A 25,611-nucleotide genomic window follows, 5' to 3' on the forward strand; every position below is an offset into this window, starting at 1 on the left:
ACTGCTGGCCGCCGACGGGCCGGCCCCACCCAGGCGGTCAGGGCTCGCGCAGCGGGGGAGGGGTGGTGCAGGTCAGCGGTGGCAGCGGTCCGGTGTGGCGCTCGACGTCCACGTAGCCGTGCTGGCCCGCACAGCCCTGCGACAGCCGCGACGACGGGACGTCGGCGGTGAGCACGTTCGGATTGCCGTGCACGCACAGCGCTCCGCCCGGCTGCTCCGGGTCCGTCAGCGGGTCGAACCAGGCGCCGGTGGCCAGCACCACGACACCGGGCCGCACGTTCTCGGTGACGCGGACACCGGCCAGGCAGGCCCCGAGGTCGTTGAACACTCGCACGATGTCGCCGTCGGCGATGCCCCGCACCGCGGCGTCGTCCGGGTGGATGCGGATCGGTTCCCGCTGCGCCACCTTGGAGCTCCGGCTGACCTCGCCCACATCGCCCTGCCCGTGCAACCGGGTCGCGGGCTGGTTGGCGATCAGGTGCAGCGGTCCGCGGCGCGGTTGCCGCGGCGGCAGCCACGCCGGGTGCCCGGGGCAGTCCGGGTAGCCGAACGAGTCGATCGTCGCCGAGAACAGCTCGATCCGGCCGCTGGGTGTGCCCAGCGGGTGCGCCTGCGGATCGGCCCGGAACTCCGCGAGCGGCGAGCGTTCCGGCACGGTCGGCAGCTCCACCTCCCCGGCTGCCCAGAACTCCTCGAACCCCGGGAGATCGTGGCCCTGCGACACCAGGTCCGCCCGCCACCGCTCGTACAGGTGCACCAGCCACTGTCGTGGCGTGCGGCCCTCGGTGAACGCCGCCTCGACGCCGAGCCGCCGGGCCAGACCGGTGAGGATGTCGTAGTCGTCGCGCGCCTCCCCGACCGGGTCCAGTACCCGGTGCATGGCGATCAGGTGGCTGTCGCGGCGACCGCCGCCGAGGTCCTCCCGCTCCAACGTCGTGGTCGCGGGCAGCACCATGTCGGCGTGCCGGGCCGTCGCCGTCCAGTGCGTTTCCTGCACCACCACGGTGTCTGGCCGCCCGAAGGCGCGGCGCAGCCGGTTGAGGTCCTGGTGGTGGTGGAACGGGTTACCGCCCGCCCAGTACACCAGCCGGATGTCGGGGTAGGTCAGTCGGCGTCCGTCGTAGTCGTAGGACCGGCCGGGGTGCAGCAGCATGTCCGCGACGCGTGCCACCGGGATGAACGTCGACACCGGGTTGCGGCCCTGCGGCAGGCTCGGGAGCTCAAGCAGTGGGCCGGTGTCGCCGACCTCGGCCATCGAACCGTAGCCGTGCCCGAACCCGCCGCCGGGCAGCCCGATCTGGCCGAGCATCGCCGCCAGCGCCAACCCGGCCCACACCGGCTGCTCGCCGTGCTCGGTGCGCTGCAACGACCACGACACCGAGACCAGCGTCCGCCCGCCTGCCATCCGGCGCGCCAGGTCGCGGATGTCGTCGGCCGGGACGCCGCAGCGCGGTTCGGCCCACTCCGGGGACTTCGCGGTGCCGTCGCGCTCGCCCAGCAGGTACTCGGCGAAGACGTCAGATCCCGTGCAGCACCGGTCCAGGAACTCCTGGTCGTGCCGCCCCTCGGTGAGCAGCACGTGCGCCAGCGCCAGCTGCAGCGCCACGTCGGTGCCGGGGACGATCGGGTACCACCGGGCCTTCGACCCGGCGGGGATGTCGTCGGCCAGCGGGCTGACGACCGCGATCTCGGTGCCGCCCAGGTCCCGCACCGCGGCGGCGCTGCCGTGGCGGGTCAGCCCGCCCGGCGTCACCGACAGGTTCTTGCTGGGCAGCCCGCCGAAGGCCACCACGAGATCGGTGTGCTCCCGTAGCGTCTGCCAGCTGTCGCCGTGGCGCAGCACGGCGTCGGCGTTCCCGATCAGGTGCGGCAGCAGCACGGTGCTCGTGCCCGTGCTGTAGGTGTTGCGCGACGCGGTGTAGCCGCCGATGAGGTTGAGGAACCGGTGCAGCTGGCTCTGCACGTGATGAAACCGGCCTGCGCTGCCCCACCCGTAGGAACCGCCGAAGATCGCCTCGTTGCCGTGCTCGCGCCGGACGCGGTCGAGTTCCGCGGCCACGAGGTCGAGCGCGGTGTCCCACGGAACTTCGACGAACTCCTCCCGCCCGCGCGCGTCGCTGGGCCCCGGGCCCCCTTCCAGCCAGCCGCGCCGGACCGCGGGGCTTGTGACCCGGGTGGGGTGGTGGACGCTTCCGGCGATGTTGCCCAGCAGCACCGACGGAGCGGGGTCGTCCGGATGCGGTGCGACGCGCACCGCACCGTCCGGCCCCGCGGCCGCCCGGTAGGCGCCCCAGTGCGAACTCGTCGGCAACCACGTCACCATGCGTCCTCCCGCGCATCCCGGCACCTGCGACCCCTAGCGTCCCGGACGCACCCGGTCAACGCCCGACCGCCCCCCCCGACCGTCCTGTTCGGACAACTCCGCGCAACGGGGTCGTCACTCGACCTGTCCGGTGCTCGCCCAGGTGAGCGGACCGGAAAGAGCGTCCGGCGAGCGGGAGCCCGGTGCGGTGACAGGTGTTTGGCCCTGCGCGGCGGTACGGGTGGCGGAATCCCGGACCCCGGGCGGGGGTGGGCACCCGGACGAATCCGGTGGTCGGCACCGAGCGGGTGTGGGGTGCGCTCCATCGATGTTGTCGGTGGGCGGCGGGAGGATTGGCGGTGTCAGAACGGGTCGGGTGACACCGGAGGGGGCGACCGCCATGAACACCCAGCACCACACCACCGACGTCCAGCGGGCGCTGGCCGCCGCCGGGGTTCTGACCGGCGCCGACCCGGCCGCCGACCTCGCCGAGCTGGCCACGTTGGCCGAACTCCTCGGGCGGTTCGCCGAGCAGTCCCGCAAGGACCTGGCGACCTGGGCGACGGTCAGCCCGCACCTGGCGCAGGCCCGCGACCAGGCCGCGGCGCTGGCGCGCAGCCTGCACCACGCCAGCGGCACGCTCGCCTACAACTCGTCGGTGCGCGTGGTGGCGTGATCGGGCCGTAGGGCCCGGTCGTCACCGCCCGCGGCAGGCGACACTGCCAGCAGGAGGCGAGCGGTGGGCGACGCGGAACGAGCGCAGCGGACCGGCGAGGCCGTGTTGGACGGCATCCTGGCCGGTTTCGCCGTGCTGGTCGCCGGCTGGCTGGGGATGGGCGCGCTGGCCGCGCTCGCGCACTACTCGACCGGGTTCGCCGATCTGCTCGCCGCCTCGGACAGCCCGTGGGCGTCCGGCCTGCTGGTGGGTGCCGAGCGCAGCGAACCGGCGGGCCAGGCCGTGCTCGACTACGCGCTGAGTCTGCTGAACCTCGTGGTGGCCGGGGCGCTGTGGTGGTCCGGGCCCCGCGGTGCGGTCACCCGGCTGCTCGCGATCGGGCTGGTGACCACCGCGGGTGCGGTGAACCTGCAGGCCCACGCGTCGGTGAAGGTCGTGGAGTCCGCGCTGGGCGTCAACACCAACTGGTGGCACGTGATGCTGCTGCACGGCGTCGGCGGCGTCGCCTACGTGCTGGCGCTCGTGCTGTTTCCGACCGGGCGGCTGGACCGCATCGGCCCGACCTCGTGGCTGGCGCGAAGCGCGGTGGGAGTCAGCGTCGTCGGCGTGCTCGCGCTGCTGGCGCTGTCCACCGCCGAGTACCCGCACACCATCAGCTTCGTCATCTTTTTCGGCGTGCTGGTACCGGTCGTGGGAGTGATCGTGCAACGCCACCACGCCCGCACGGCACCCACCCCGCAGATGCGGCGCGAGTCGCGGCTGCTGGGCGCGGCGCTGGCCGTGGCGCTGATCGTACTGGCCCTGCTCGGCGTGGCGACCGCCGTGCTCTGGTCGCTCGGCACGCCGGGGCTGCTGCTGTTCGACCCCACCGCGCACCAGCCCGGGCGGCCGTTCGACGAACCGCTGGCCGTGGTGTTCTGGCCCGCCCGGCTGATCTTCGCGGTGATCCCGTGCGCGCTGGTCGTGGTGACCCGGCGGACCCGGCCGTGGGCCACCGAGCACCTGTTCAGCCGCGCCTCCGCGCACGCCGTGGTCATCGCCGTGACCGGTAGCGCGGCGCTGGTTGTTCTGGCGGTGGTCCAGCAGGTGGCCGGTCAGGCGCTGGCGATCGCGGCCGCCGCCGTGGCGGCCGGGGCGCTGTTCCTGCCGGTGCGCGACCACACCGAGCGGCTGGTTGACCGGCTGTTCTTCGGCCGCCGACCACCGCCGTCGGTGGTGCTGGAGCAGGTCGCCGACGTCTCCGGCGGCCGCGAGCACCCCGACCTGGCCGGGCTCGCCGAGGTGGTCGCCCGCGGGCTCGGCGCATCGTACTGCGAACTGCGGCTGCACGGTGTGGAGGAGGGCTTCCGGTGGCCTCCCGACCTGGCCGAACTGCCCGAGCAGGTGGTGCTGCCGGTGCACTACGGCGGCGCCGAGGTGGGGGCCGTGGTGGTGGATCGCACCAGCGCCATCGACGTGCCCGGGCAGCGGGACCGGCTGCTGGCGGACCTGGTGGACATCCTCGGCCCCGTGCTGCACAACAGCCGACTGGGCCTCGAACTCGAGGAGCAGCTGCGCACCGCGCTGCTGCGTGCCGAGGAGATCGCCGCCTCCCGCCGCCAGGCGACCGCCGACATGGACGCCGAACGGCGCGCGCTGGAGCGTAACCTGCACGACGGCGCCCAGCACCACCTGGTGGCGCTGCGGATGAGCGTCGGGCTGGTCGAGCACGCGATCAGCCAGGGCCGCCCGGATTCCGCCCGCGAACGGCTGGACCACCTGCTGGCGCAGCTCGACGGCACGCGGCGGGTGCTCGCCGACACCGCGGCCGGGGTGTTCCCGGTGACGCTGGCCGACCACGGCCTGGCGGCGGCGCTGTCACGGGAGTTCGACGTCGCCGAGTCCACCGTGGTGCTGGACGTCGACGACGTGGTCACCTCCCGTCGCTACCCGCTGGAGGTGGAGACGGCGGTGTACTTCACCTGCCTGGAAGCGGCCAACAACGCCTTCAAGCACGCGCCCGGCGCGACGGTGACGGTCCGCATCCACGATGACTACCGCGGCCTGTCCTTTTCCGTCGCCGACGACGGCCCTGGCTTTGACACCGGAGGTGACGACTCCGGGCACGGCCTGCACAACCTCGCCGACCGGGCCAGCGGGGTCGGCGGGCGGCTCGCGGTGCGGTCGGCCCCGCAGCAGGGCACCGTCGTGGAGGGCTTCATCCCGCTGTGACGTGCAGGAGACCTTCGCAGGTGCGCACCACGCCGCGGCCGACCTCCCGCACCTGCCGCGGGGCCAGCGGGTTCTCCGCGCGATCGCGCCAGTGGTGTAGTTCCCGCGCGGCGGCGCTGCGGATCTCCTCCGGTGCGGAGCCGAACGGCAGCGCGAGCCTGGTGCACGGGTCGCGGCCGGTCGCGCCGAGCAACCGGGCCGCGCTGGCGCGCGCCGCCTCGGGCAGCGCAACGTTGCTGCCGCGCAGCAGTTCGATGAGCTCCAGCTCGGTGAGCTCGTGGTCGTCGGCGCGGATCCGGTCCAGTTCGAAGACCAGCTCCGCGCGCGCCGGGAGGTCCAGCGGCAGCGCCCGCACGGCCTCCTCCAGCTCCGCCAGTGCCTTCCGGGCCCCGCACGCGTCCCGCACCGGTGGGATCGGCTCGCGGCCGCTGACCTCGCCGCAGCGCCGTGCCAGGCGGTTGATCCGGCCTGGCACCGAGTCCTCGTCGACGACCGCGGCCGGTGGCGGCGCCTCCTCGACCAGCGGCGCGAGGTGGTCGGGCAGCCAGCCGACGACCGCGACGCGGTCGCCGTCCTGCTCGCAGCGCAGCTCCCCGCCCAGCGCGGCGATGCGGTCCTCGTCGTCGGACAGCGCCGCCCGCAGGTCCAGCGCCGGGCGGGGCGGCGGGCCCGCGACGCGCGCGGTGATGCGGCCGGAGTCGTGCAGCAGCCGCACCTCCACCGGCTCCCCGACCGCGCTGAGCAGCCGGATCGCCGAGGCGGCCAGGTAGTAGACCGCAGACTCGATCTCCCAGTCGACGCGGCCCGTGAGCGCTCCGGTGACCTGCACCGGTTTGCCGAGGTCGGCGCAGAACTCCCGCAGCGCGCCCAGCGGCCCCTCGTCGCGCAGCACACCGGGGTAGACTCCGTGCACCACGGCGCGGAACCGCTCGATCACGCCCTCCAGCGTCGCCCGCATCCGGGTCAGGGCCGCCCCGGCCGAGTCCGGATCACCACCCAGCGCCGCCTTGAGGTCCTCCAGCTGCGCGCTGATGGCGCCGAGCCCGTCCTCGGTGACGGTGGTGATCTCGCCGACCACACGGCGGCGTTCGGTGTCGCGGGCGTGCCTCATCCGCTGCTCCGAGGCGGTGAGCTCCGCGCTGAGCTCCTCGGCCCGCCGCACCCGGGCCCGCAGTTCGTTGGCGAGCGCGACGCTGCGTAGCAGCAGCGCCGTGCCGTTGGCGATGTCGCGCATGCGGCGTTCGTCGGCCTCGGTCACCGCGCTCTGCTTGGTGATGGCCAGTGCGCCGCGCTGGAGGTCGCCGTCCTCGATCGGCACCACGTGCCCGATACCCGGCACGGCTCGCAGCGCGTCGATGTCGGCGACGGTGTGCGCGGTGCCGGACAGCGGTGCCGGCCAGGCCGTCCCGGTGACCAGCCGCCCGCCCGCCGCCAGCCACACCGAGGCGTGCTCCGCGTCGGTCGCCTCGGCCAGCATGCGGGCCAGCACCGGCAGCGACTGCTCCCACGAGCCCACGGCGGGCAATTTCCCGGCCACCGCAGCGAAACCGGACTGCGGCTCCGGTAGCAGCCGCTCGATCCAGCGGTCGGCGGCCGCGGCCCCGGCGACGCAGACCGCTGCGGCAACGAACGCGGAGAGCACGACGGCCTGCCCAGAACGGAACACCAGCGCGACGGCGCCCGCGACGACCGCGAACACGACGGCCGCCAACCCGGCCAGCAACACCCGGCGCAGCGGCCCGATCGCCCAGTTCCCGTGCATGGACCGACCTCCGCCCCGACGCTAACCAGCGGGCGCGCCCCCTCCCCAGGGCACAACGCCCCAGCACGACCCGACCACGAGTCAGGCAGGCGGCGCGAGCCGCTTGTCACCAACGGCGACCGCGCCGCCGCGGGTCCACCTGCGCAGAACGCGCAGGGGAACAGCCACGGTCACGACTCGGTCCAGTGGGCGCGGAGGTAGGTCAGCACCGCCAGGACGCGGCGGTGGTGGTGGGTGTCCTCGGGAGGGATGCCCAGCTTGGACAGGATGCTGGCGACGTGCTTTTCCACCGCCTTCGGGCTGACGTAGAGGCGGTTGGCGATGCCGGGGTTGGAGCGGCCCTCGGCCATCAGCTTCAGCACCTCCGTCTCCCGCTCGGTCAGTGCCGCCAGCGCCTTCTCCTCCTTGCCACGCGGGCGTTCCACCAGCCGCTTGGCCAGCACCGGTTCGATGACGATCTCGCCGTCGTGGATGCGGGTCAGGGTGTCGGTGAGCACCTCGACGCTGGCGATCTTCTCCTTCAACCGATAGCCGATGCTCTCGGTGCCGATGTCCAGGATGCGCATCAGGTAGTGCGTCTCGGCGTAGTGCGACAGCAGCAGGAGCCCGATCTTGGGGTACTCCGCCCGCAGTCGCTCGGCCGTGGTGATGCCGCCATCGGGCTCCGGCGGCATCCGGATGTCCAGGATGGCCACGTCCGCACCCGACGTGGTCGGCGCGTCGAACAGCGCGTCTCCGTCGGCGACGCAGGTGACGACCTCATGGCCGGCCGCGTCCAGCAACATCACCAGGCCCTCGCGGAACAGGGCACCGTCCTCGGCGATCGCTACTCGCATGGAATCCTCACCACGCTCGGGTCGTGCTCGTCGGGATCGATGGCCACGAGCACGTCCGGCCCGCTGCGCCGGATCGACACCGTGACCGCAGCAGTTCCATCGGACAGCGCCGAGAGCCGCTCGGCAACCTCGAAGTAGGCCGCGGCCTCCACCGCCGTGTCCAGGCGCTCCGCGGGCACGTGCAACCGGACCGGAATCCCGTGCCGCTCGGACAGCGCCTCCAGCGCGGGTGCCAGGCCCGCGGCGGCCAGCATCGGCGGGTAGATCCGCCCGGCCAGCTCCCGCAGTTCCTGCAGCACCTCGTGCAGCTCGTCCTGCACCCCGGACAGGCAGTCGTACACCTTCGGGTCCTGCGCGGCCCGGTGCCGGCACACGCCCAGCCGCAGCGCCAGCGCGGACAGCCGCAGCGCGGGTCCGTCGTGCAGTTGCTGCTCCAGGACCTTGCGGCGGTCCCACCCGACCGGGTCCCGCTGGGGTTCGCACTCGCGCCGCTCGCTCATCGGGTCGCCTCCCCGCGGCTGCCACCACCCCCAGCGTGGACCGGGGCGGCCCGGCCGGGAAGGGGGTGGGCACCCGGCCGCACGGTAGGGAATACCCCCGCAATCCGGGTCCGGAGACCCTGGGGCCGGGAGGTGGCGGGACCTACGTTCGGTGGCGCGGGAGGCGCCCCGCAGGGGGTCCGATGTCGTACAACCTCGGTGTCGACCTGGGAACCACGTTCATCGCCGCCGCGGTGAAGCGCAGCGGGCAGGTCGAGATGTTCACCCTCGGCGATCGGGCGGTGATCGTGCCCGCCGTGGTGTTTGTGCGCCGCGACGGCGCGGTGCTCACCGGGGACGCGGCGGTGCGTCGGGCCGTCGCCGAACCGCAGCGGGTCGGCCGGGAGTTCAAGCGCCGCCTGGGCGACCCGACGCCGCTGGTGCTGGGCGGCACGCCGTTCTCGGCGGAGGCGCTGCTCGGGCAGGTGCTGCGGGATGTGCTGGACAAGGCCACCGAGACCGAGGGCGAGCCGCCCGAGCACGTGGTGCTGACCCGGCCCGCCAACTGGGGCCCGTACCGGCAGGAGCTGTTCGGCGAGGTGCCGAAGCTGGCCGGCCTGGACGAGGCGGCCACCATCACCGAGCCCGAGGCGGCCGCGGCCTACTACGCGAGCAAGCGGCGGGTGCCCGACGAGGTGGTCGCGGTCTATGACCTCGGTGGCGGCACATTCGACGCGACCGTGGTGCGCAAGACCACCGACAGCATCGAGATCCTGGGCGAGCCGGAGGGCATCGAGCGACTCGGCGGCGTCGATTTCGACGAGGCGATCCTGGCCCACGTCGACTCCACGCTGAACGGTGCCCTGACCGAGTTCGCCGCCCAGGGCCCGGAGGGCGCCGCCGTGCTGCGCCGCCTCCAGCAGGACTGCGCCGAGGCCAAGGAGGCGCTGTCGGTGGACACCGAGGCCACCATCCCGGTGTTCCTGCCGCAGCACCACCATGAGGTCACGATCACGCGGGAGCAGTTCGAGGAGATGATCCGCGCGCCGATCGAGGCGACCATTGACTCGTTACGCCGCGCCCTGCGGTCGGCGCAGGTGACGCCCGACGAGTTGTCCGCGGTGCTGCTGGTGGGCGGCTCCTCGCGGATCCCGCTGGTGGCGCGGATGGTGTCCGAGGCGCTGGGCAGGCCCACGGCCGTGGACGCGCACCCCAAGTACGCGGTGGCCCTCGGCGCGGCGGCGCTGGCCACCGAGCACGCCGACGCCGAGCCGCGGCCGGTGGTCGAAAAACCCGTGGAGGCTGAGCCGCCATCTCCGCCGGAGGAACCGCCGAAGCCGCCCGGGCCGCGCCGGCGACGTCGGCCGCGCCCCCGCCGGCCGCTGCTGATCGCGGGTGCGGTGCTGGCCGTGCTCGGCGCGCTCGCGCTGTTCAACGTGTTCGGCGGTGGTGGCGGCCCGCCACCGCAGCAGTCCGGCAGCATCCCGGAGACCGCGATCCCGGAGACCGCGCCGCCGCAGGCGCGCCCACCGATCGCCGAGAGCCTGCCCGCCCCAGGGGTGACCGGCTCCATCGGTGTCGCCGCACCGCGCGGCATCGCGGTGACCCCCGACGGCGCCCACGCATTCGTCGCCAGCCGAGACTCCGGCCGGGTCTCGGTGATCGAGACGTCGACCGGCCAGGTGCGGGCGTCACTGGTGATGCCCCTGGCGCCGCAGTTCGTCACCATCACGCCCGACGGCCGCCGCGCCTACGTCAGCTGCTACCCGCCGAGCGGGCCGGAGAACCAGGTCGCGGTGCTGGACACGTCGACCGGCGCGGTGCTCAACACCGTCCAGGTCGGCAAGCACCCCTACACGCTGATGGCCAGCCCGGACGGCCGGGAGGTGTGGGTGCCCGACCATGACTCGGCGGAGATCTCGATCATCGACACGGCCACCGACACCGTCTCGGCCACCATCAAGGTCAAGCCGAACCCCCACTCGGTCGCCTTCACCCCCGACGGCGCCACGGCGTTCATCGCCAACCACGAGTCGAACCTGGTGACGGCGGTGAACACCGCGACACGCCAGATCGAGGCGGAGACACCGGTGCCCAAGAGCCCGCACAGCGTGTCGGTGGCGCCCAACGGCCGCAGCGTCGCCGTCGGCAGCTACGATGCGGGCAGCGTGTCAGCCATCGACGTCGGGAGCCACCAGTTGCTCGGTACCGTCCGGGTCGGCGCGAAACCGGCCAGCGTGGCTTTCGCACCGGACAACCGCCACCTCTACGCGGTGAACGAGGGGTCCAACACCGTTTCGGTCGTCGACTCCAACTCTGGTGAGGTCACCGCCACGGTGCCGGTCGGCCAGGCACCGGTGTCGGTGGCGGTGACCCCGGACGGCAGGCAGGCATACGTCACCAACGTCGCCTCCAACGCGGTGTCGGTGCTCGGCACCGCGCGCTGACGGCTCGGTGTCGTCCCGCCTGGGCGGGCACCCGTGCGTTGGCTCGCCTTACCGGAAGCTCACCCGTGCCTCGGCCATCAGCTGGTCGGGCGCGGTCCACACGGTCAGCGCGCCGTCCGGGCCGCCGCAGACCAGCACCGGGTCGCCAGCGAAGACCGGCCGCCGCAGCCGGTACGCCACACTGGTGATCTGGCGGCCCGAGCGGTGGCGGGCGAGTTCGGTCATCAGCATCACCAGCAGCGGGCCGTGCACGACGAGCCCCGGGTACGCCTCGGCCTCCCAGGCGTAGGGCGCGTCGTAGTGGATGCGGTGGGCGTTGGCGGTCAGCGCGCTGAACCGGAACAGGCGTACCGGATCGCCGACGAACTCCTGCTGCCACGGCGCGTCCGACGCGGGCAGGCTGGTAGGTCGCGGCGCGTCGGGGTTCTTGGTCGTGCTCTCGCCGCTGCGGTAGACGTGGTCCTGTTCCTCGACGAGCCGGACCTCGCCGTCCTGGCGGAACTCGCTGCGCACGGTCACGAACGCCATCTCGCCGGACCGGCCCTGCTTCACCTCGACCCGGGCCAGCGTCGAGGTCCGCTCGACGACCCGCCCCAGCCGCAGCGGGGCGGTGACCGACAACCGGCCGCCGGCGAACATCCGTCGTCGGTCCGGGATCGGCGGCAGGAAGCGGCCGTGCGCCGGGTGCCCGTCGACGCCCAGCTCGCCGTGGCGGGGCCAGTGCGGGAAGTGGACCCAGTGCCACAGCGGCGGCAGCGCGTCGTCCGGGGTGAATTCCACCGGGGTCTCCAGCACCGCCGCGAGCGCCCGGGACGGCTCCGGTGACAGGGCGTCGCGCTCGACCAGGGGCTCGGGCCGCCAGTTCCGCAGGTGCGTGTCGAGTCCGGGCACGGGGTCTCCTTCCGGTCCGAGCTCATTGGGCCGTACAAACTGCGAGCAAGTCTGTTCCCGGGCTGCGCGAACGTCAACGCCGCGTGGTTACTTCGGCGATGATTGTCGGCAATGGTGGTCGATTCGGTGCTTCCGTGGGAGCCGGGATGGGGTCTTGACCCGGTGTCGAATTTGGCCGTACAAATGAGCGGGTGAATCTCCGGTCGATCGCCCAGGAGCGGGAGAGCTTCGGCAAGCCGATCTGGCAGCACCAGTCGGTGGGCAGCGCAACGTGATCGCCGCGCAACTCGTCTAGCGCGGGGGCCTCGACGCGTGAGCACCGGGGTCAGGGGCACCCCGCACCCAGTATCTTGGTCGCGGGTGCCCCGCACCCGAAGTTCCTACGAGGTGGTGACGTGACGCGGACCAGCGGGCGGGAGAGCGCTTACCTGCGCCTGGCGCGCGAACTGCGTTCGGCGATCCTGCAGCACGACTACCCCGAGGGCACCCGGCTGCCCACCGAGGCCGAGCTCGCCGAAACCTACCGCGTCAGCCGCCAGACCGTGCGCCGTGCCTTCCAGGACCTCGTCGCCGAGGGCATGGTGTACCGCATCCCGGGCCGCGGTACCTTCGCCGCCCCGCGCGAGGAGCAGTACCTGCGCCAGTTCGGTTCCATCGACGATCTCATGGGGCTGTCGATCGACACCACGCTGCAACTGGTCACCCCGCTGCGCCGGCAGGTTGACCTGGACGCGGCGGGCCGCCTGCGGCTGGCCTCGGACCGGGTGCACATGCTGGAGTTCCTGCGCCTGCACGACGATGTGCCGTTCTGTCTGACCACTGTGTACCTGCCGCCCGCGGTGGGCCGCCTGGTCGAGTCGGTGCCCGAGCTGACCGAGGTGGGCGCGCGCAGCCGGGTGACCATCATCGGGCTGCTCGACGACCGGCTCGGCGACCCGATCGCCGGGGCCGAGCAAAGCATCACCGTGGGCCTGGCCACGCCCCAGATCGCCGGGCACCTGGGCTGCGAACCGCAGCGCCCACTACTGCGCATCGACCGCATGTACCAGTCGACCACCGGTCAGCCGGTGGAGCTCGCGGTGAGCCACTTCCTGCCGGAGCACTACTCGTACCGGGTCCGCCTGCGCCGCAACGTCCGCTGACCGTCCGCGACGGCGGAAAGCGCGGCCTTCACCCACGGCTTCCAACGGCATCCCGCGATATGGCACGAGTGAAGGGCGCGCCCGACAAACCCGGCCCTGAACGGCCGGGCTTGCGCGCTACGTTCCTCGGGTCAACGGTGACCTTCACCCGTCGCCCGGTCAGCGGAGATAGACGCGGTCGGGGTCCACTTCGTCGCGCAACAGGCGCAGTTCCTCCGCAGTGGGGGGTTCCACCGTTGTCAGCTCGTCGGCCACGTCCAGGTCCCAGCCCGTCGCCTCGCGGACCTTCTCGACCGTCACGCCGGGGTGGGTCGCCACCAGGCGCAGCGGCTCGCCGATCCCGGCGCGGGCCAGGATGCCCAAATCCGTGATCACCCGCGTCACGCCCGCGCCGAGCGGGCGGATGCCGTCGCCCAGCGCCCGCTCCGGGCCCGGCGAGGTACAAAAGTCCAGTTCCGCCACGAACGAGCGCGGGTCGTGGCGGCGCATCACCACGAACACCTCGCGGGAGTTGGCCATCACCTCCATGGCTCCGCCCGAGCCCGGCAGCCGCACCTTCGGCGCGTGCCAGTCGCCGATCACCGACGAGTTCAGGTTGCCCCACCGGTCGATCTGCGCCGCGCCGAGGAGACCGACGTCGATCCGGCCGCCCTGCAGCACGTAGCCGAACAGTGCCGTCATCGGCAGCACCGCCTCCGAGTCGGTGATCAGCACCGCGTCGGCGATCGTCTCCGGCAGCCGCGACGGGTGCGCCCCGCACACCCCCGACTCGTAGACGATCTCGATGCCAGGCGCCGTGGTGCGCTGCGCCAGCGCCACCGCCAGCGTCGGCAGGCCGATCCCGGCGAACACGGTGCTGCGGTCCGCCAGTTCGCGCGCGGCGACCACGGCGAGTAGCTCCGAGGAAGTAGTGACCACAGTGGACTCCCGGTTCATCGCGACATCCCCTTTTCGGCCTGTCGCAGTCGGCGCCCGTAGTTGACCGGCCGGCTCCACGCCGCGCCGACGGCCAGCCCCGCCCAGTGCTGTTCACCGAGCTTGGCCAGGTACTCGGCGTGGTCCGCGGTGCCGCGTACCCACTCGTCCAGCCATCGCTGCAACCGCTCGGGGTCCTTGCTGATGTGCGACCAGCTGCGGTAGAAGTCGCCGTCGCGGTCGTAGTAGCCCTGCACGAACGCCGGATGCGCACCGCGCGGGCACTCCACCACGGCATCCACCGCGTGCGCGGGAATGGCGGTGCGGTTGGGGTCGGAGCGGATCACCTCGTCGTCCACCACCTCCTCGACCACCACGATCGCCCGCCGGGCGGCGTAGACGGCCTCGGCCTGGATGCCGGTGAGCCCCCAGATCTGGGTGTTGCCGGCGCGGTCGGCGCGCTGCGCGTGCACGATCGTGACGTCGGGGTTGACCGGCGGCACCACGTACACCTGCTCGGGCTCGCCGCCCGGTCCCGGGTACGGCGAGGTGACCTTGCGGATGGCGGGGTTCACCGACGGCACGTCGCTGCCGCCGTAGGAGCGCAGCGGGTGGAACGGCAGCCGCTGAGCCCCCGCCAGGTACCGGCAGATCATCCCGTAGTGGCTGTACTCCTCGAACTCCAGCGGTTCGGGCTGGCCGGTCTCGATCCGGCGCCGCAGCTCGCCCAGCGACCCGGCGGTGGAGTTGCCGACGAACGACGACACCAGCTTGCGGACGCAGCCGCCGGCGATGAGCTGGTCGGTGACGATGTCGGCGGTCATCCGCACCAGGGTGAGGTCGCGGCGGCCCTGCCGGATGATCTCGTGCCCGGCGGCGGTGGGGATCAGGTGGGTGAAGCCCTCCAGCGCGACCGTGGCCCCGTCGGTGACGAACTCGGCGATCGCGTCCCGCATCGTCATGGTGCGGTCCGGGTGCATCGGCGGACTCCTCGATCTTCGGTTCTGGTCGCGCCCACCCTGCCAGCCGGTATTGATAGCTGTCCAATACTGAATTAGTGTCGGATCAAGAGCCAATTCTTATGGATTCCGCAGGCGGAGGAACACCCGTGGAGCTGCGCTATCTCACCGCGTTCGTCGCCGTCGCCGAGGAACTGCACTTCGGCCGCGCCGCCAAGCGGCTGCAGATGGCGCAGCCGCCGCTGAGCCAGCAGATCCGCCAGCTGGAAAAGGAGCTCGGCGTCCAGCTCTTCGAGCGCAACACCCGGTCGGTGCGGCTGACCAGCGCGGGCGAGTCGTTCCTGGAACCGGCCCGCGCGGTGCTCGACGACGTCGACACCGCAGTGCGCGCGGCCAAGGCCGCCGGACGCGGCGAGTACGGGCGGGTCACGGTCGGCTTCGCCGGGGCCTCCAGTCACGAGACGCTGCCGCTGCTGACCCGCGCGGTGCGCGCCGCGCATCCCGGGCTGGAGCTCGTGCTGCGCGGCCAGACCTACGCGGGCGTGGCGCTGGCCCGGGTCGCCGACGGTTCGCTCGACCTCGGTTTCGTGCGGCTGCCGGTGAACCAGCCCGGCGTGCAGACCCGGGTGATCGAGGTGGAGGAGCTGATCTGCGCGCTGCCCTCCGACCACCGGCTGGCCCGGCGCAGGACCATCCCGATCGAGGAGCTGGCCGAGGAGCCGTTCGTCAGCTTCCCCTCCAACGCCGGGTCGACGCTACGCGACGCCATGGTCAAGGCTTGCGTCGCCGGCGGGTTCAACCCGCGCGTGGTGCAGGAGGCCCCGGATTCCTACACGATCCTGGCGCTGGTGGCTGCCGGGGTCGGTGTGACGCTGACGTTGACCTCCTGCCAGCACATCCAGCAGACCGGGCTGGTGTACCGGCCGCTGGCTGGGCCGCCGATCCGGTTGCAGGCCGCGCTGGCGTGGCGCACCGACAACACCTCCGCCGCACTGCGCACCGTGCTGGCCGTCGCCGAGGATGCCCTTCCCACCCCGAAACTGTGACCAGCGCGCACAGCCGGATTGATACGAATTCTGTCTTGCTGTTGCCGCGGTTCTGTATTGGACACGTCTAGGTGCGGGTGGCACCGTTACCGCCGTCACAACGGGCGCGGACCTCGTCCGCGGGGCACCAGGCTTCAGGGGAGACGCATGGGTGCGGTCAACGCGCGCGAGCAGAGCCGGACGGCCAACCGCGCCGGGATCGGAGCCTTCATCGGCTCGACCATCGAGTGGTTCGACTTCTACATCTACGGCACGGCGTCGGCGCTGGTCTTCGACGAGGTCTTCTTTCCGGAGCTGGACGGCGCCGTCGGGACCCTCGTGGCGTTCGCGACCTTCTGGGTCGGCTTCCTCGCCCGCCCGCTCGGCGGCATCATCTTCGGGCACATCGGCGACCGGTTGGGGCGCAAGAAGACCCTGGTGATCACGCTGCTGATGATGGGCGTGGCGACCACGCTCATCGGCCTGCTGCCCGGCTACGCCCAGATCGGCGTGTGGGCACCGGTCCTGCTGGTGCTGATCCGCATGGTGCAGGGCATCGGGCTCGGCGGCGAGTGGGGCGGCTCGGTGCTGATCGCCTCCGAACACGCCCCCAAGGGCAGGTCGGTGCTCTACGGCGCGTTCGCCCAGCAGGGCTCACCGGTCGGCAACACGCTGAGCACGGTCAGCTTCCTGGCCATCAGCCAGCTGCCTGACGAGGCGTTTTTGGGTTGGGGCTGGCGAATCCCGTTCCTGGCCTCGGCCGCCTTGGTGCTGGTCGGATTGTTCATCCGGATGCGGGTCGCCGAATCGCCGGCGATGGCCGCCCTCATCGAGCGCAGGACTGTCGCCAAGCTACCGGTGTGGGAGGTCGTGCGGTCGCACCCCGCGCTGCTGGCGCTGGGCATCGGGGCCTGCACGATCGGCCTGTCGGCCACCTACTTCAAGTCGACGTTCGCGCTGTCGTGGGCCACCAGCCAGCTCGACTTCGACCGCAGCTCGTTCCTGACGATCATCCTGGTTGCCAACATCGCCCAGATCGTCGTGCAGCCCTTCGGGGCAGTCATCGCGACGACGATGCGCAGCTGGTCGCGCGCGGTGACCGTCATGCTGCTGCCCGAGGTGGTGCTGCTGCCGCTGATGTTCGTGCTGATCAGCACCCAGCACTACGGGCTGGCGATGTTCGGGGTGGCCATCGCCACCGTGCCGCACTGCCTGTACTACGCGGCGCTGGCGGGCATGCTGGCCAGTCGCTTCCCGGCGCACGTGCGCTACACCGGCATCTCGCTGTGCTACCAGCTGTGCGGGACGCTGCTGGGCGGCACGACGCCGATCGTGGGCCAGTTCCTGCTGAACCTGTCCGGCTCGATCACCGCGGTCATCGCCTACGCGGTGTTCCAGGTGCTGCTGACGCTGGGCTGCATGCTGTTGCTGCTGCGCCGGCCGAATCACGACGACCGCGCCCACGTCGGCCAGCCCTCGGCTCCACACGGCGAGGCCGTGTCCGCCTGATCTCGTCCGGCGCGGCTGCGGGGCCGTTGTGTCCTAAGTGGACGGTACACCGGGTCCAGGGCCGAGCTGTGCACGGGGTGGACGACGGCTACCCGCGCGGCGCGGAGTGACCGGTGGTCCACGCCGCGAGGGTACGGCGGGACGCGAAGCGGCGGCGGCGACCGCTGATCGGATCGGTGAACTCCAGCGCCCGCGCCAGAAGCTGCAGCGGGTCGGAGAAGTTGTCGGCCGCCCGCTCGCGCACGGTGGGGTAGAGGTCGTCGCCGAGGATCGGGATGCCGAGGCCGTTGAGGTGCACGCGCAGCTGGTGGGTGCGTCCGGTGCGCGGCAGGAGCCGATAGCGGCCGAGCCCGCCGCGGTGCTCCAGCAGCTCGACGCGGGTCTCGCTGTTGGGTTCGCCCGGCACCTCCTCGGCGGTGAGCACGCCGCGCCGCTTGACGATGCGGCTGCGTACCGTGCGCGGCAGTGTCAGCCCCGGGTCGTGGCGGGCGATCGCCTCGTACTCCTTGTGCACCAGACGATCGTGGAACAGCCGCTGGTAGGCGCCGCGGCGCTCCGGCCGGATCACGAACATCACCACCCCGGCGGTCAACCGGTCCAACCGGTGCGCGGGACTGAGGTCCGGGAGGTCAAGCTCGCGCCGCAGCCGCACCAGCGCGGTCTCGGCGACGTGCCGGCCGCGCGGCGTGGTGGCCAGGAAGTGCGGCTTGTCGACCACCAGCAGGTCGTCGTCGCGGTACAGCACCTCCACGTCGAAGGGCACCGGCACCTCGGCGGGCAGGTCGCGGTGGAACCAGAGGAACGCGCCCGGCGTGAAGGGCGCGTCGACGCCGAGCGGGCCGTCCGTCCCGACGATGCGGCCCTCGCGCAGCATGGCGTCGATGCGCTCCGGTGCGAGCTTCGGCAGCCGGTCCACCAGGTGGTCCCGCACGGTCGCCCAGGTGCCGTCGAGCGGCAGCCGCAGCCGGACCGCATCCAGGCCGTGCCGCTGCGGCAGGGGTGACTTCAGCTTCCGTCGCATCGCCGGACCAGCGTAACCAGCGGTCGCCGGGCCGCGATCGGGTCCGCCCCGGCTTCGCCGCGCGGCCGGTCCTTGGCATGATCGGGCCAGCACGAGCGGAGAGGACCCGGATGCCCGAGATCACCGCTGATCGCCGCCCGGTGGCCGCGCGACTGGCCGTCGCCGCGTTGTTCCTTGTTAACGGGGCCAGTTTCGCCAGCGTGGTGCCCCGCTACCCGGAGCTGAAGGACTCCCTCGGGCTGTCCAACGCCGCGCTGGGCGCGGCGATCGCCGGGTTTCCGTTGGGAGGGCTGGTCGCCGGGCTGCTGGCCGGGGCGCTGGTGGCGCGGTGGGGATCGGCGCGGGTGGCGGTGTGGGGTTCGGTCCTGCTGGCCGCCGACCTGGTCGCGATCGGTTCCGCGGCGCGCTGGTGGCAGCTGGCCGGAGCGCTGTTCCTCGCCGGTGCGCTCGACTCGATCGTCGACGTGGCGATGAACGCGCACGGCCTGCGGGTGCAGCGCCGCTACGGGCGGTCGATCGTGAACTCCTTCCACGGCCTGTGGAGCGTGGGCGCGATCCTCGGCGGTCTGGGCGGCTCGCTGGCCGCCGGGATCTCCGCGCCGCTGCCGGTGCACCTGGCCGGGGCGGCCGTGGTGCTGGCGGCGGTGGCGATCACCTGCAGGTGGTTCCTGCTGCCGGGGACCGACGACGCCGACCGGGCCGAGCACGCCCTGCGCACCCGGCCGCGCGCGGCGGTGCTGGTCGCGCTGCTGGCGCTGGGCGCGCTGTGCTCCGCGAGCGCGCTTGTCGAGGACACCGCCGCGTCGTGGGGCGCGATCTACCTGCGCGAGTCCCTGGGCGCGGCGCCGGCTGCCGCCGGGCTGGTGTTCGTCGCCCTGCAGGCCGCGCAGACGGTCGGCCGTCTCACCGGGGACCGGCTGGTGGACCGGTTCGGCAGGCGGACCGTGGCCCGCCTCGGCGGCCTGCTGGTGGTCGTCGCGGTCGGCGGGGCGCTGTGGTGGCCGTCCCTGCCCACCACTGTCATCGGCTTCGCGATCGCCGGGTGGGGCATTGCCACGGTCATCCCCGCGGGCTTCCACGCTGCCGACACCGTGCCCGGCCTGCCGCCCGGCGTCGGTATCGCGGTCGTCGGCTGGCTCTACCGGGTGGGCGTGCTGGCCGGTCCGCCGATCACCGGTCTGCTGGCCGACGCGGTCAGCCTGCGGGTCGGCCTGCTGGTGGTCCCGGCGGCGGGTCTGCTGATCATTCTGCTGGCGGCCCGCCTCCCGCAGCCTGCCAGATCTGCCTGAAGTTGGGAGCCCGCCTGGCGGAAGGCTGGGAGCCCGCCCGGCGGGCCCCCGACGCGGTGGTGCGCCTGGCCAAGGCGCGGCGGCACAGATCAGCGGCCAGCTGTGATGCCACACCCGCGGGTCAGCCGAGCAGCTTCGCCAGGAACCAGCCGACCCGGCTGACCTTGCGGACCCGCGGGTTCCCGGCCACGCCGTGGATCTCCCACTGCTGACCGCACACCTCGCACCGCCACAGGCCGATGCGGGTGGTGTCGGGTTCGCACGGATGGCCTCTGCGCCCTCGTCTCATGCACCGATGACACCACACCCGGTGATCGCATGGGACCGCGCGGCGACCGGTTTCACCGGAACGCCACCGGGTCCAGCCCGCTGACCTGGGATTTTCGGCCTTGGTTGTGGGGGCGGGCACACCCTACCGTGCTCAGTGGTGATTGCCACCGCGGGGAGAGGGGATCACGGTGACGCTGCGGGAACTGGTCGAGCAGATGGAGCAGCGCTGGGAGGAGCTGATGGCCCTCCGGGCGAGCCCGGACATGTACGGCAGCGAAAGCCTCGACGGCCAGCTCTCCGAGCTGGAGATGTGGTTGCTGCGGATGCACCGGCTGGTGGCGGGGAGGCAGGCAGCATGACGGGGAGAGCAGCGGGGGTCCGCATCAGTTGACAGCGGCGCGCCGGAAGTATCGGCGCGCCGCTGGCTGCTGCCGGGGGACTTCCCGCTGCAAGGGTGAGCGCAGCAACGCCGGGCCCGCGCGGGCATGGGCGATTCGAGTCGAGTCACGGTCCATCCTCAGTGGACGGTTGAGTGCCGGTGACGTGCGTCGGCGGACAGGCCGGGACCGCCGCGGGGTCGCCAGGTCAGGCGGGCAGGCCGGTGCGCGTCTGCTCGACCAGCAGCGCCGTCACGTCGGCGATCTCGTTACGGCGCGCATGAGCGCGGCGTTGGCGGTGTGCACCGCTGCCGTGGCGCAGCAGCCGGTCCAGCACGTCGGTGACGATCGGGGCGTCTCCGCTGCTGTCCAGTACGGGTAACGCGGTCTTCACGGTTCGCTCCAGCAGCACCCGGGCCGGGACCAGCTGGCCCGTGACGTCCAGCCCGTCACCCTCCAGGCCGTCGTGGGCCGCCCGCCACAGCGCCAGGCGCAGCAGTTCGTCCGGGATCTTCGGCGCGGGCCGGTCCTCGGCGATCTCCTGGAGCGCGACCGCGGCCAGCGCGCGCACCAGCAGGGCCAGCGCCAGCGCCTCCTGCGCGGTGCCCGCGGCGTCCGCCACCCTCACCTCCAAAGTGGACAGATGCGGTGCCGGGCGGACGAGCCAGTAGACCATGGCGCGGTCCAGCGCCGCGTGGCTGGTCAGCAGCAGGTCCACCGCGCGCTGGTAGGACTCCGGGCCGCGGTGCGGCGGGGGCGGGCCCGCCGACGGCAGCCGCGACCAGAGCACCGCGCGCCAGCTGGCGTGGCCGGTGTCCTGGCCCCGGCAGAACGGCGAGTTGCCCATCAGCGCGAGCAGCGCTGGCAGGTGTGGGCGCAGGTGGTTGGACACCGCCAGGCTGGTCGCCAGGTCCGGCATGCCCACATGCACGTGGCAGCCGGCGGTGGCGTGCGAGTCCGCCAGCAGCCCGAACTCCTCGCTGATCGAGCGGTAGCGGCGCTTGTCGGTCACGGGAATCGGATCCGGCAGCGGCAGCGGTGAGAAGCCGGTGGACACCACCTGCAGGCCGTGCCGCTCCGCGGTGTGGGCCAGCGCGTGGCGGGCGGTGGCCAGCTGGGTGCCGGCCTCGGCGGCGGTGCGACAGACCGAGGTCGCCGCCTCCAACTGGATGCGGGTGAACTCGGCGCTGAAGTAGCCCTCGATCGGCGGCAGGTCCGCCAGCACCTCGGGCGCGCGGGCCGCGGGGCGGCCCGTGCCGGGGTCGAGGAGCAGGAACTCCTCCTCGATCCCGAAGGTCGGCAGTCGGCTGTCCATGCGACGCCAGTCCCCTTCCGGCTCGGGGTGAGCTTCGGGTCACGAACCAGTTTCGCGGCCCATCGCCACATCTGTCACTCGCCCGGTCGCCTGGTACGGGGCGGGCCTGCGTCGGGTGGTCACGCCGACGGATTCCCGGAGGCTGCCGCGGGCAACCGCGGTGATCGGAGGATGGCCGACCGGACGAATTGTCCGCTGTGGACGGTGGTGGTCCGGCCCGGTGCTCGTCGGGGATCAACACCGGGCCGGACGTCAGTGGGCGGCGGCCTGCCGCTGCTTGAGGACTTCGTTGCACCCCATGCAGGTCGGCGCCGTCCGCCAGTCCATCTCGCTGGGCTCGGCCATCGCCACCGCGACGCCGCACACCGAGGTGTCGGCCGACTGGCCCTCCCAGCGGCGGCCGCAGAAGGCGTGCCGCACGAAGACGCCGGTCTCCGGGTTCGGCGTGGGCAGCCAGTAGTGCGGCGCGTCGGTCACGAGCAAACCCCCAGGGGTGCTGCGGTGCGAGCGGAGGCGGCTGCGCCTCGTCGGAACTGGCTGATCCTCACGCGTCGGTCCGCCTCTCGATCTCCTCATCCTGGCCCCCAGGCTGAAGTATGGGAGCGGATCCCCATGCATTTCAAGCAATTCCCGCAATGTCGATCGAGTAGAACCCGAACGGCGCAGTCCAAGATCGTGGGTGGATCACCCGGTACGGCTGTTCGAGTTGCGCGCGATGCCGACTCTTGACCGAATGCATGTATTGCACGGACGATGCATGTGCACTCCCAACAAGGAGGAACAGGTGAAGTTGACCTTCCACGGAACGACGTCCCACGCCGGCACCTGCCCGACGCTGTACAGCACGGACAAGGGAACCTACGTCGTTCAGGGTTACAAGGTCACCGACCCCGAAGCTCTCGCCGCGCTCCACGAGCGCGGGCTGCCCGACCACGAGACCGCGGTCGAGATCCCAGCTGCCCTGCTGGACTTCGTGCCGAAGGCGGCGCCGTGAGTTCGTGGGCGTTACCGGGCGCGGAGTTGGACGAACTCCTGCGTTCCTTCCGGCACCGGGCCTGGCGGTGGGAGTGTCAGGGCACCTACCGCCAGCCCGCCGAAGCCGAACCCTGGCGCCGTTGGCGCGCCGGGGAACCCGACGACCTGGCCTGGCTGCGGCCGTGGCTGGACCAGGTCGCCGCCGCGACCCGGGCCGGACGGCGGTTCGCCCGGGTCCGCGTGTTCCGCGAGCCGCCCACCGAATACCAGCGGTGGCAGCTCGACGTCAGCCCGGCCAACATCGCCGCCGGTGAGGACGTGCGGGTGCTCACCGCCGGCCGGGCACGCGCCCTGGGCCTGCCGAACCGGGACTTCTGGTTGTTCGACGAGGACCGCGTGGCCCTCATGCACTTCGAGAACCAGCAGTTCGCCGGTACCGAGATCATCGCCGCACCGGAGGAGGTGAACCGCTACCGGACCTGGCGCGATGTCGCATCCGATCATGCGATTCCGTTCATGGCTTACCTGCACGACCTGACCCAGAGGAGCCGGTGACCGATTTCGACACTCGCCGCCTGGCGTTCGGTGACTCGTTGCGTCGCTTGCGCCTCGCGGCCGGGCTGTCCGGGAAGCAGCTCGCACAACGAGCCGGGTGGACGCCGTCCAAGGTCTCGCGGGTAGAGACGGCCAAGCAGTCGGTTTCCGACGCGGACGTGGTGGCCTACTGCCGGCTGACCGGTGCTGCCCGCGAAACCGAGGAGGAGCTGCGGCAGGAGCTGCGCGAGATCCGGCTGGAGGCGGCGAGCTGGAAGCGGCAGCTGCGCACGGGCAACCGCGCCCGGCAGGAGTACAGCCTGCACGTCGAGCAGGGCGCCGAGCGGATCCGCCTGTTCGAGATCGCGCTGGTGCCCGGCCTGGTGCAGACCGCCGAGTACGCCCGGTACGTGTTCGAGGCGGTCGCCGAGCTGCACCGCAGCCCGCTGGACGTGGCCGCCTCGGTCGAAGCCCGGCTGGCCCGCCAGGCGGTGCTCTTCCGGCCGCAGACCGCCGTCGAGATCCTGTGCTCCGAAGCGGCGCTGCGGCACCCGATCGCGCCGCCTCGGGTCATGATGGCGCAGCTGGACCGGCTGCTGGCGCTGGGCGGCATGTCCACGATGCGGTTGGCGATCCTGCCGCTGGACGCGCAGCTGGCGGTGGTGCCGCTGCACGGCTTCGTCATCATCGACGACCTCGCCCTGGTGGAGACGGTCAACACCGAGATGACGATCACCGAGCCCGAGGACCTGGCCCGCTACCACCGCCTGTTCGACGCGCTGCTGGCCGCGGCATTGGAGGACGCCCCGGCCCGCGCCCTGCTGCGCGATCTCATCGCTCGCTACGCCCGCGCCGACGAGTCCGGCGAGTAGCGCCGCGCCGGGTGACGTCCGTGCGCGATCCGCAGCGGGAACCGCGATGGGTTTCCCGGGCAGTCGCCCGCGATCAGGACGGCTTGCGCGCGGTGGCCCACAGCAACGGCCCCGCCCGGTGGGTGTGGACCGCGCGCATCCCGACCGCGTGCAGGGTCCCGGCCAGTTCATCGGCGCTGAAGAAGGTCATCCCGGTGCGCAACCCGAACATCCTGGTGCCCCGGTGCAGCAGGCCGTCGCGCGGTGTGGGGACCATGACCGCCAGCCAGGCACCGCGGGCCAGCACCCGCGCCATCGCCGCCAGCACCGACTCCGGGGCGGGGACCAGCTGCAGCGAGGCGAGGCTGGTGACCAGGTCGAACGTGCCGTCCGGGAAGGGCAGCGAGCGCGCGTCGGCGCGGACGAACGCGACGTTGGCCGCCCGCTGCGCGCGCGCCGCCTGCGCCAGCATGGGGCGCGAGATGTCCACGCCGATCGCCAGCCCGGCCGGGCCGACGGCGCGGCCCAGCTGCGCCGTGACGTTGCCAGGGCCGCATCCCACGTCCAGCACCCGGCCGCCGGCGGGTGGCCGAGCCCGCGTGGGTAGCCGGTACCAGCTCGGCAGCACCCTGCGGGCCAGCGCCTGCGCCGGGTCGTAGAGGTGGGAACCGAGAGGCGACTCCCAGAACGACTGCACGGGCCCCGCGGGCTGTTCTGGCCGATCCCCGAGCAGGTCCAGATAACCGTGCCGGACGTCGGGCTTCGCGGGCCGGGCGGTCAGCAGCGGCAGCACCCGCTCCACGGCCGGGGACGGTGGCTGGTCGCTCATGGCACCTCCCGCTGATCGACACCACCAGCTTAGGGACTGGTGGGACGCCCGGAGCCGGGGAACACCCGGCTGCTGCAGCGAGTTGCGCCATCCGGGGAAACCCCGCGCACCACGGCCAGCATGTACACACTGGACGGAGGGATGTCGCGAACCGGACGGGGAAACAACCTGGGCACGGCATCTTCACGGCGTCGCGGCGGTGGGAGAGGATCACCGGTGCTCCGGGTTCTCGAAGTGCGGGCGGCACCCGGCGTCCCAGGCGGTGCGCTGGTTGCCGTGCGCGGGAATCCCGCCCGCCCGGTCCAGCATCGCCGCCAGGTGCATCAGGTTGTAGGTCATGAAAGTGGTGTTGCGGTTGGTGAAGTCGTTGTCCGGGCCGCCGGAGCCGGGGTCGAGGTAGGACGGGCCGGGACCGATGGACCCGATCCAGCCGGCGTCCGCCTGCGGTGGGATGGTGTAGCCGAGGTGCTGGAGGCTGTAGAGCAGGTTCATCGCGCAGTGTTTGACGCCGTCCTCGTTGCCGGTGATCAGACATCCGGCGACGCGCCCGTAGTAGGCGTACTGCCCGTGCTCGTTGAGCAGCGACGAGCAGCCGTAGAGGCGTTCGACGACCCGCTTGGTCACCGAGCTGTTGTCGCCCAGCCAGATCGGCCCGGCCAGCACCAGGATGTGCGCGGCCAGCACCCGCTGGTACAGCTGTGGCCACTCGTCGGTGGCCCAGCCGTGCTCGGTCATGTCCGGCCACACGCCCGTCGCGATGTCGTGGTCGACCGCGCGGATCACGTCGACCTCGACGCCGTTGCGGCGCATGATGCCCGCGCTGCGGTCGATGAGACCTTCGGTGTTGCTGCGTTCCGGTGACCGCTTCAGCGTGCAGTTGATGAACATCGCCCGCAGGCCCTGGAAAACCGGTTCGGTCGCCTCGCTCATGCCTCCCCCCAGACTGCTCCCCCGAAGCGCCAGTGCAGCACCACTGCCCGCGGCGGGCAATTCGGC

Annotated in this window: 24 protein-coding genes; 11 read left to right on the forward strand and 13 right to left on the reverse strand. The window is 72.4% G+C overall.

Translation table 11 applies throughout. The annotated features are described in order from the left end of the window. Nucleotides 1-37: 37 nt before the first annotated feature. Nucleotides 38-2,323, reverse strand: coding sequence for a molybdopterin guanine dinucleotide-containing S/N-oxide reductase (locus tag IEY17_RS20140; RefSeq protein WP_188990085.1), 2,286 nt, complete (start codon nt 2,321-2,323; stop codon nt 38-40). A 379-nt stretch (nt 2,324-2,702) separates the two neighbouring features. On the opposite strand from IEY17_RS20140, the gene IEY17_RS20145 reads away from it, so the two are divergent. Together IEY17_RS20145 and IEY17_RS20150 are read left to right on the forward strand one after the other, a co-directional pair. Beyond that, a complete protein-coding gene (locus IEY17_RS20145) occupies nt 2,703-2,978 on the forward strand; it encodes a hypothetical protein (protein ID WP_188990087.1) in 276 nt (91 codons plus the stop codon). Between the two features lie 63 nt (nt 2,979-3,041). After that, the gene (locus IEY17_RS20150) at nt 3,042-5,189 is read left to right on the forward strand and encodes a sensor histidine kinase (RefSeq protein ID WP_229680349.1); all 2,148 of its coding nucleotides are present in this window, start codon (nt 3,042-3,044) and stop codon (nt 5,187-5,189) included. Here the strand turns inward: IEY17_RS20150 and IEY17_RS20155 are convergent. The 3 genes from IEY17_RS20155 to IEY17_RS20165 form a co-directional block, all read right to left on the reverse strand. Continuing rightward, nucleotides 5,176-6,951 (reverse strand): hypothetical protein, encoded by a 1,776-nt coding sequence (locus tag IEY17_RS20155; RefSeq protein WP_188990088.1) that lies wholly within the window; start codon nt 6,949-6,951, stop codon nt 5,176-5,178. The genes IEY17_RS20150 and IEY17_RS20155 overlap by 14 nt on opposite strands. 170 nt (nt 6,952-7,121) lie before the next feature. Next, complete coding sequence (locus IEY17_RS20160; protein WP_188990090.1) at nt 7,122-7,787, reverse strand: response regulator transcription factor; 666 nt, start codon at nt 7,785-7,787, stop codon at nt 7,122-7,124. Further along, entirely contained in the window at nt 7,778-8,287 is a 510-nt protein-coding gene (locus IEY17_RS20165) for a histidine kinase (protein WP_188990092.1), read from the reverse strand. The genes IEY17_RS20160 and IEY17_RS20165 overlap by 10 nt, the downstream gene beginning before the upstream one ends. A 182-nt stretch (nt 8,288-8,469) precedes the next feature. Between IEY17_RS20165 and IEY17_RS20170 the strand changes: the two genes are divergently transcribed. After that, nucleotides 8,470-10,713, forward strand: a complete 2,244-nt coding sequence (locus tag IEY17_RS20170) for an Hsp70 family protein (RefSeq protein WP_188990094.1) — start codon at nt 8,470-8,472, stop codon at nt 10,711-10,713. A gap of 48 nt (nt 10,714-10,761) precedes the next feature. On the opposite strand, the gene IEY17_RS20175 is transcribed toward IEY17_RS20170, so the two are convergent. Continuing rightward, complete coding sequence (locus IEY17_RS20175) at nt 10,762-11,604, reverse strand: HTD2 family dehydratase (RefSeq protein ID WP_188990096.1); 843 nt, start codon at nt 11,602-11,604, stop codon at nt 10,762-10,764. Nucleotides 11,605-11,999: 395 nt separating this feature from the next. Here IEY17_RS20175 and IEY17_RS20180 point away from each other — a divergent pair, with 395 nt between their 5' ends. Beyond that, nucleotides 12,000-12,746, forward strand: a complete 747-nt coding sequence (locus tag IEY17_RS20180; protein WP_188990098.1) for a GntR family transcriptional regulator — start codon at nt 12,000-12,002, stop codon at nt 12,744-12,746. 159 nt (nt 12,747-12,905) lie between these two features. Here IEY17_RS20180 and IEY17_RS20185 read toward each other — a convergent pair whose 3' ends face one another. Together IEY17_RS20185 and IEY17_RS20190 are read right to left on the reverse strand one after the other, a co-directional pair. Continuing rightward, nucleotides 12,906-13,682 carry a CoA-transferase subunit beta gene (locus tag IEY17_RS20185; RefSeq protein ID WP_188990100.1) on the reverse strand — a complete coding sequence of 259 codons (777 nt, stop codon included), beginning with the start codon at nt 13,680-13,682 and terminating at the stop codon, nt 12,906-12,908. Further along, a complete protein-coding gene (locus tag IEY17_RS20190) occupies nt 13,679-14,641 on the reverse strand; it encodes a CoA transferase subunit A (protein WP_229680350.1) in 963 nt (320 codons plus the stop codon). Before IEY17_RS20190 ends, IEY17_RS20185 begins: the two co-directional genes overlap by 4 nt. Nucleotides 14,642-14,769: 128 nt before the next feature. Here IEY17_RS20190 and IEY17_RS20195 point away from each other — a divergent pair, with 128 nt between their 5' ends. Beyond that, nucleotides 14,770-15,666 (forward strand): LysR family transcriptional regulator, encoded by an 897-nt coding sequence (locus IEY17_RS20195; protein WP_188990102.1) that lies wholly within the window; start codon nt 14,770-14,772, stop codon nt 15,664-15,666. Nucleotides 15,667-15,813: 147 nt separating this feature from the next. Further along, on the forward strand, nt 15,814-17,154 hold the full coding sequence (locus IEY17_RS20200) for an MFS transporter (RefSeq protein ID WP_188990104.1): 1,341 nt from the start codon (nt 15,814-15,816) through the stop codon (nt 17,152-17,154). Nucleotides 17,155-17,242: 88 nt separating this feature from the next. Here the strand turns inward: IEY17_RS20200 and IEY17_RS20205 are convergent, their stop codons facing one another. Beyond that, nucleotides 17,243-18,175, reverse strand: a complete 933-nt coding sequence (locus IEY17_RS20205; RefSeq protein WP_188990106.1) for a pseudouridine synthase — start codon at nt 18,173-18,175, stop codon at nt 17,243-17,245. 110 nt (nt 18,176-18,285) lie between these two features. Between IEY17_RS20205 and IEY17_RS20210 the strand changes: the two genes are divergently transcribed. Continuing rightward, nucleotides 18,286-19,464 carry an MFS transporter gene (locus tag IEY17_RS20210; RefSeq protein ID WP_188990108.1) on the forward strand — a complete coding sequence of 393 codons (1,179 nt, stop codon included), beginning with the start codon at nt 18,286-18,288 and terminating at the stop codon, nt 19,462-19,464. Between the two features lie 121 nt (nt 19,465-19,585). On the opposite strand, the gene IEY17_RS20215 is transcribed toward IEY17_RS20210, so the two are convergent. Next, entirely contained in the window at nt 19,586-19,753 is a 168-nt protein-coding gene (locus IEY17_RS20215) for a hypothetical protein (protein ID WP_188990109.1), read from the reverse strand. A gap of 169 nt (nt 19,754-19,922) precedes the next feature. On the opposite strand from IEY17_RS20215, the gene IEY17_RS20220 reads away from it, so the two are divergent. Beyond that, nucleotides 19,923-20,093: a hypothetical protein gene (locus IEY17_RS20220; protein WP_188990111.1), complete on the forward strand. Its 171-nt coding sequence runs from the start codon at nt 19,923-19,925 to the stop codon at nt 20,091-20,093. A 226-nt stretch (nt 20,094-20,319) separates the two neighbouring features. On the opposite strand, the gene IEY17_RS20225 is transcribed toward IEY17_RS20220, so the two are convergent. Then, the gene (locus IEY17_RS20225; RefSeq protein WP_188990113.1) at nt 20,320-21,426 is read right to left on the reverse strand and encodes a carboxylate-amine ligase; all 1,107 of its coding nucleotides are present in this window, start codon (nt 21,424-21,426) and stop codon (nt 20,320-20,322) included. 252 nt (nt 21,427-21,678) lie between these two features. Next, complete coding sequence (locus tag IEY17_RS20230) at nt 21,679-21,903, reverse strand: hypothetical protein (RefSeq protein WP_229680351.1); 225 nt, start codon at nt 21,901-21,903, stop codon at nt 21,679-21,681. Between the two features lie 307 nt (nt 21,904-22,210). Here IEY17_RS20230 and IEY17_RS20235 point away from each other — a divergent pair, with 307 nt between their 5' ends. The 3 genes from IEY17_RS20235 to IEY17_RS20245 are packed head-to-tail and all read left to right on the forward strand — an operon-like array spanning nt 22,211 to nt 23,807. Next, on the forward strand, nt 22,211-22,420 hold the full coding sequence (locus IEY17_RS20235; RefSeq protein WP_229680352.1) for a hypothetical protein: 210 nt from the start codon (nt 22,211-22,213) through the stop codon (nt 22,418-22,420). Further along, nucleotides 22,417-22,956 carry a DUF6879 family protein gene (locus tag IEY17_RS20240; RefSeq protein WP_188990117.1) on the forward strand — a complete coding sequence of 180 codons (540 nt, stop codon included), beginning with the start codon at nt 22,417-22,419 and terminating at the stop codon, nt 22,954-22,956. The genes IEY17_RS20235 and IEY17_RS20240 overlap by 4 nt, the downstream gene beginning before the upstream one ends. Then, nucleotides 22,953-23,807: a helix-turn-helix domain-containing protein gene (locus tag IEY17_RS20245; protein ID WP_188990119.1), complete on the forward strand. Its 855-nt coding sequence runs from the start codon at nt 22,953-22,955 to the stop codon at nt 23,805-23,807. The genes IEY17_RS20240 and IEY17_RS20245 overlap by 4 nt, the downstream gene beginning before the upstream one ends. 73 nt (nt 23,808-23,880) lie before the next feature. Here IEY17_RS20245 and IEY17_RS20250 read toward each other — a convergent pair whose 3' ends face one another. Together IEY17_RS20250 and IEY17_RS20255 are read right to left on the reverse strand one after the other, a co-directional pair. Next, the gene (locus IEY17_RS20250) at nt 23,881-24,615 is read right to left on the reverse strand and encodes a methyltransferase domain-containing protein (RefSeq protein WP_188990121.1); all 735 of its coding nucleotides are present in this window, start codon (nt 24,613-24,615) and stop codon (nt 23,881-23,883) included. A gap of 210 nt (nt 24,616-24,825) precedes the next feature. After that, on the reverse strand, nt 24,826-25,545 hold the full coding sequence (locus IEY17_RS20255; RefSeq protein ID WP_188990123.1) for a flavodoxin family protein: 720 nt from the start codon (nt 25,543-25,545) through the stop codon (nt 24,826-24,828). Nucleotides 25,546-25,611 lie beyond the last annotated feature (66 nt).

The sequence above is a fragment of the Saccharopolyspora thermophila genome (genome assembly GCF_014646075.1).
Classification (GTDB): domain Bacteria; phylum Actinomycetota; class Actinomycetes; order Mycobacteriales; family Pseudonocardiaceae; genus Saccharopolyspora; species Saccharopolyspora thermophila.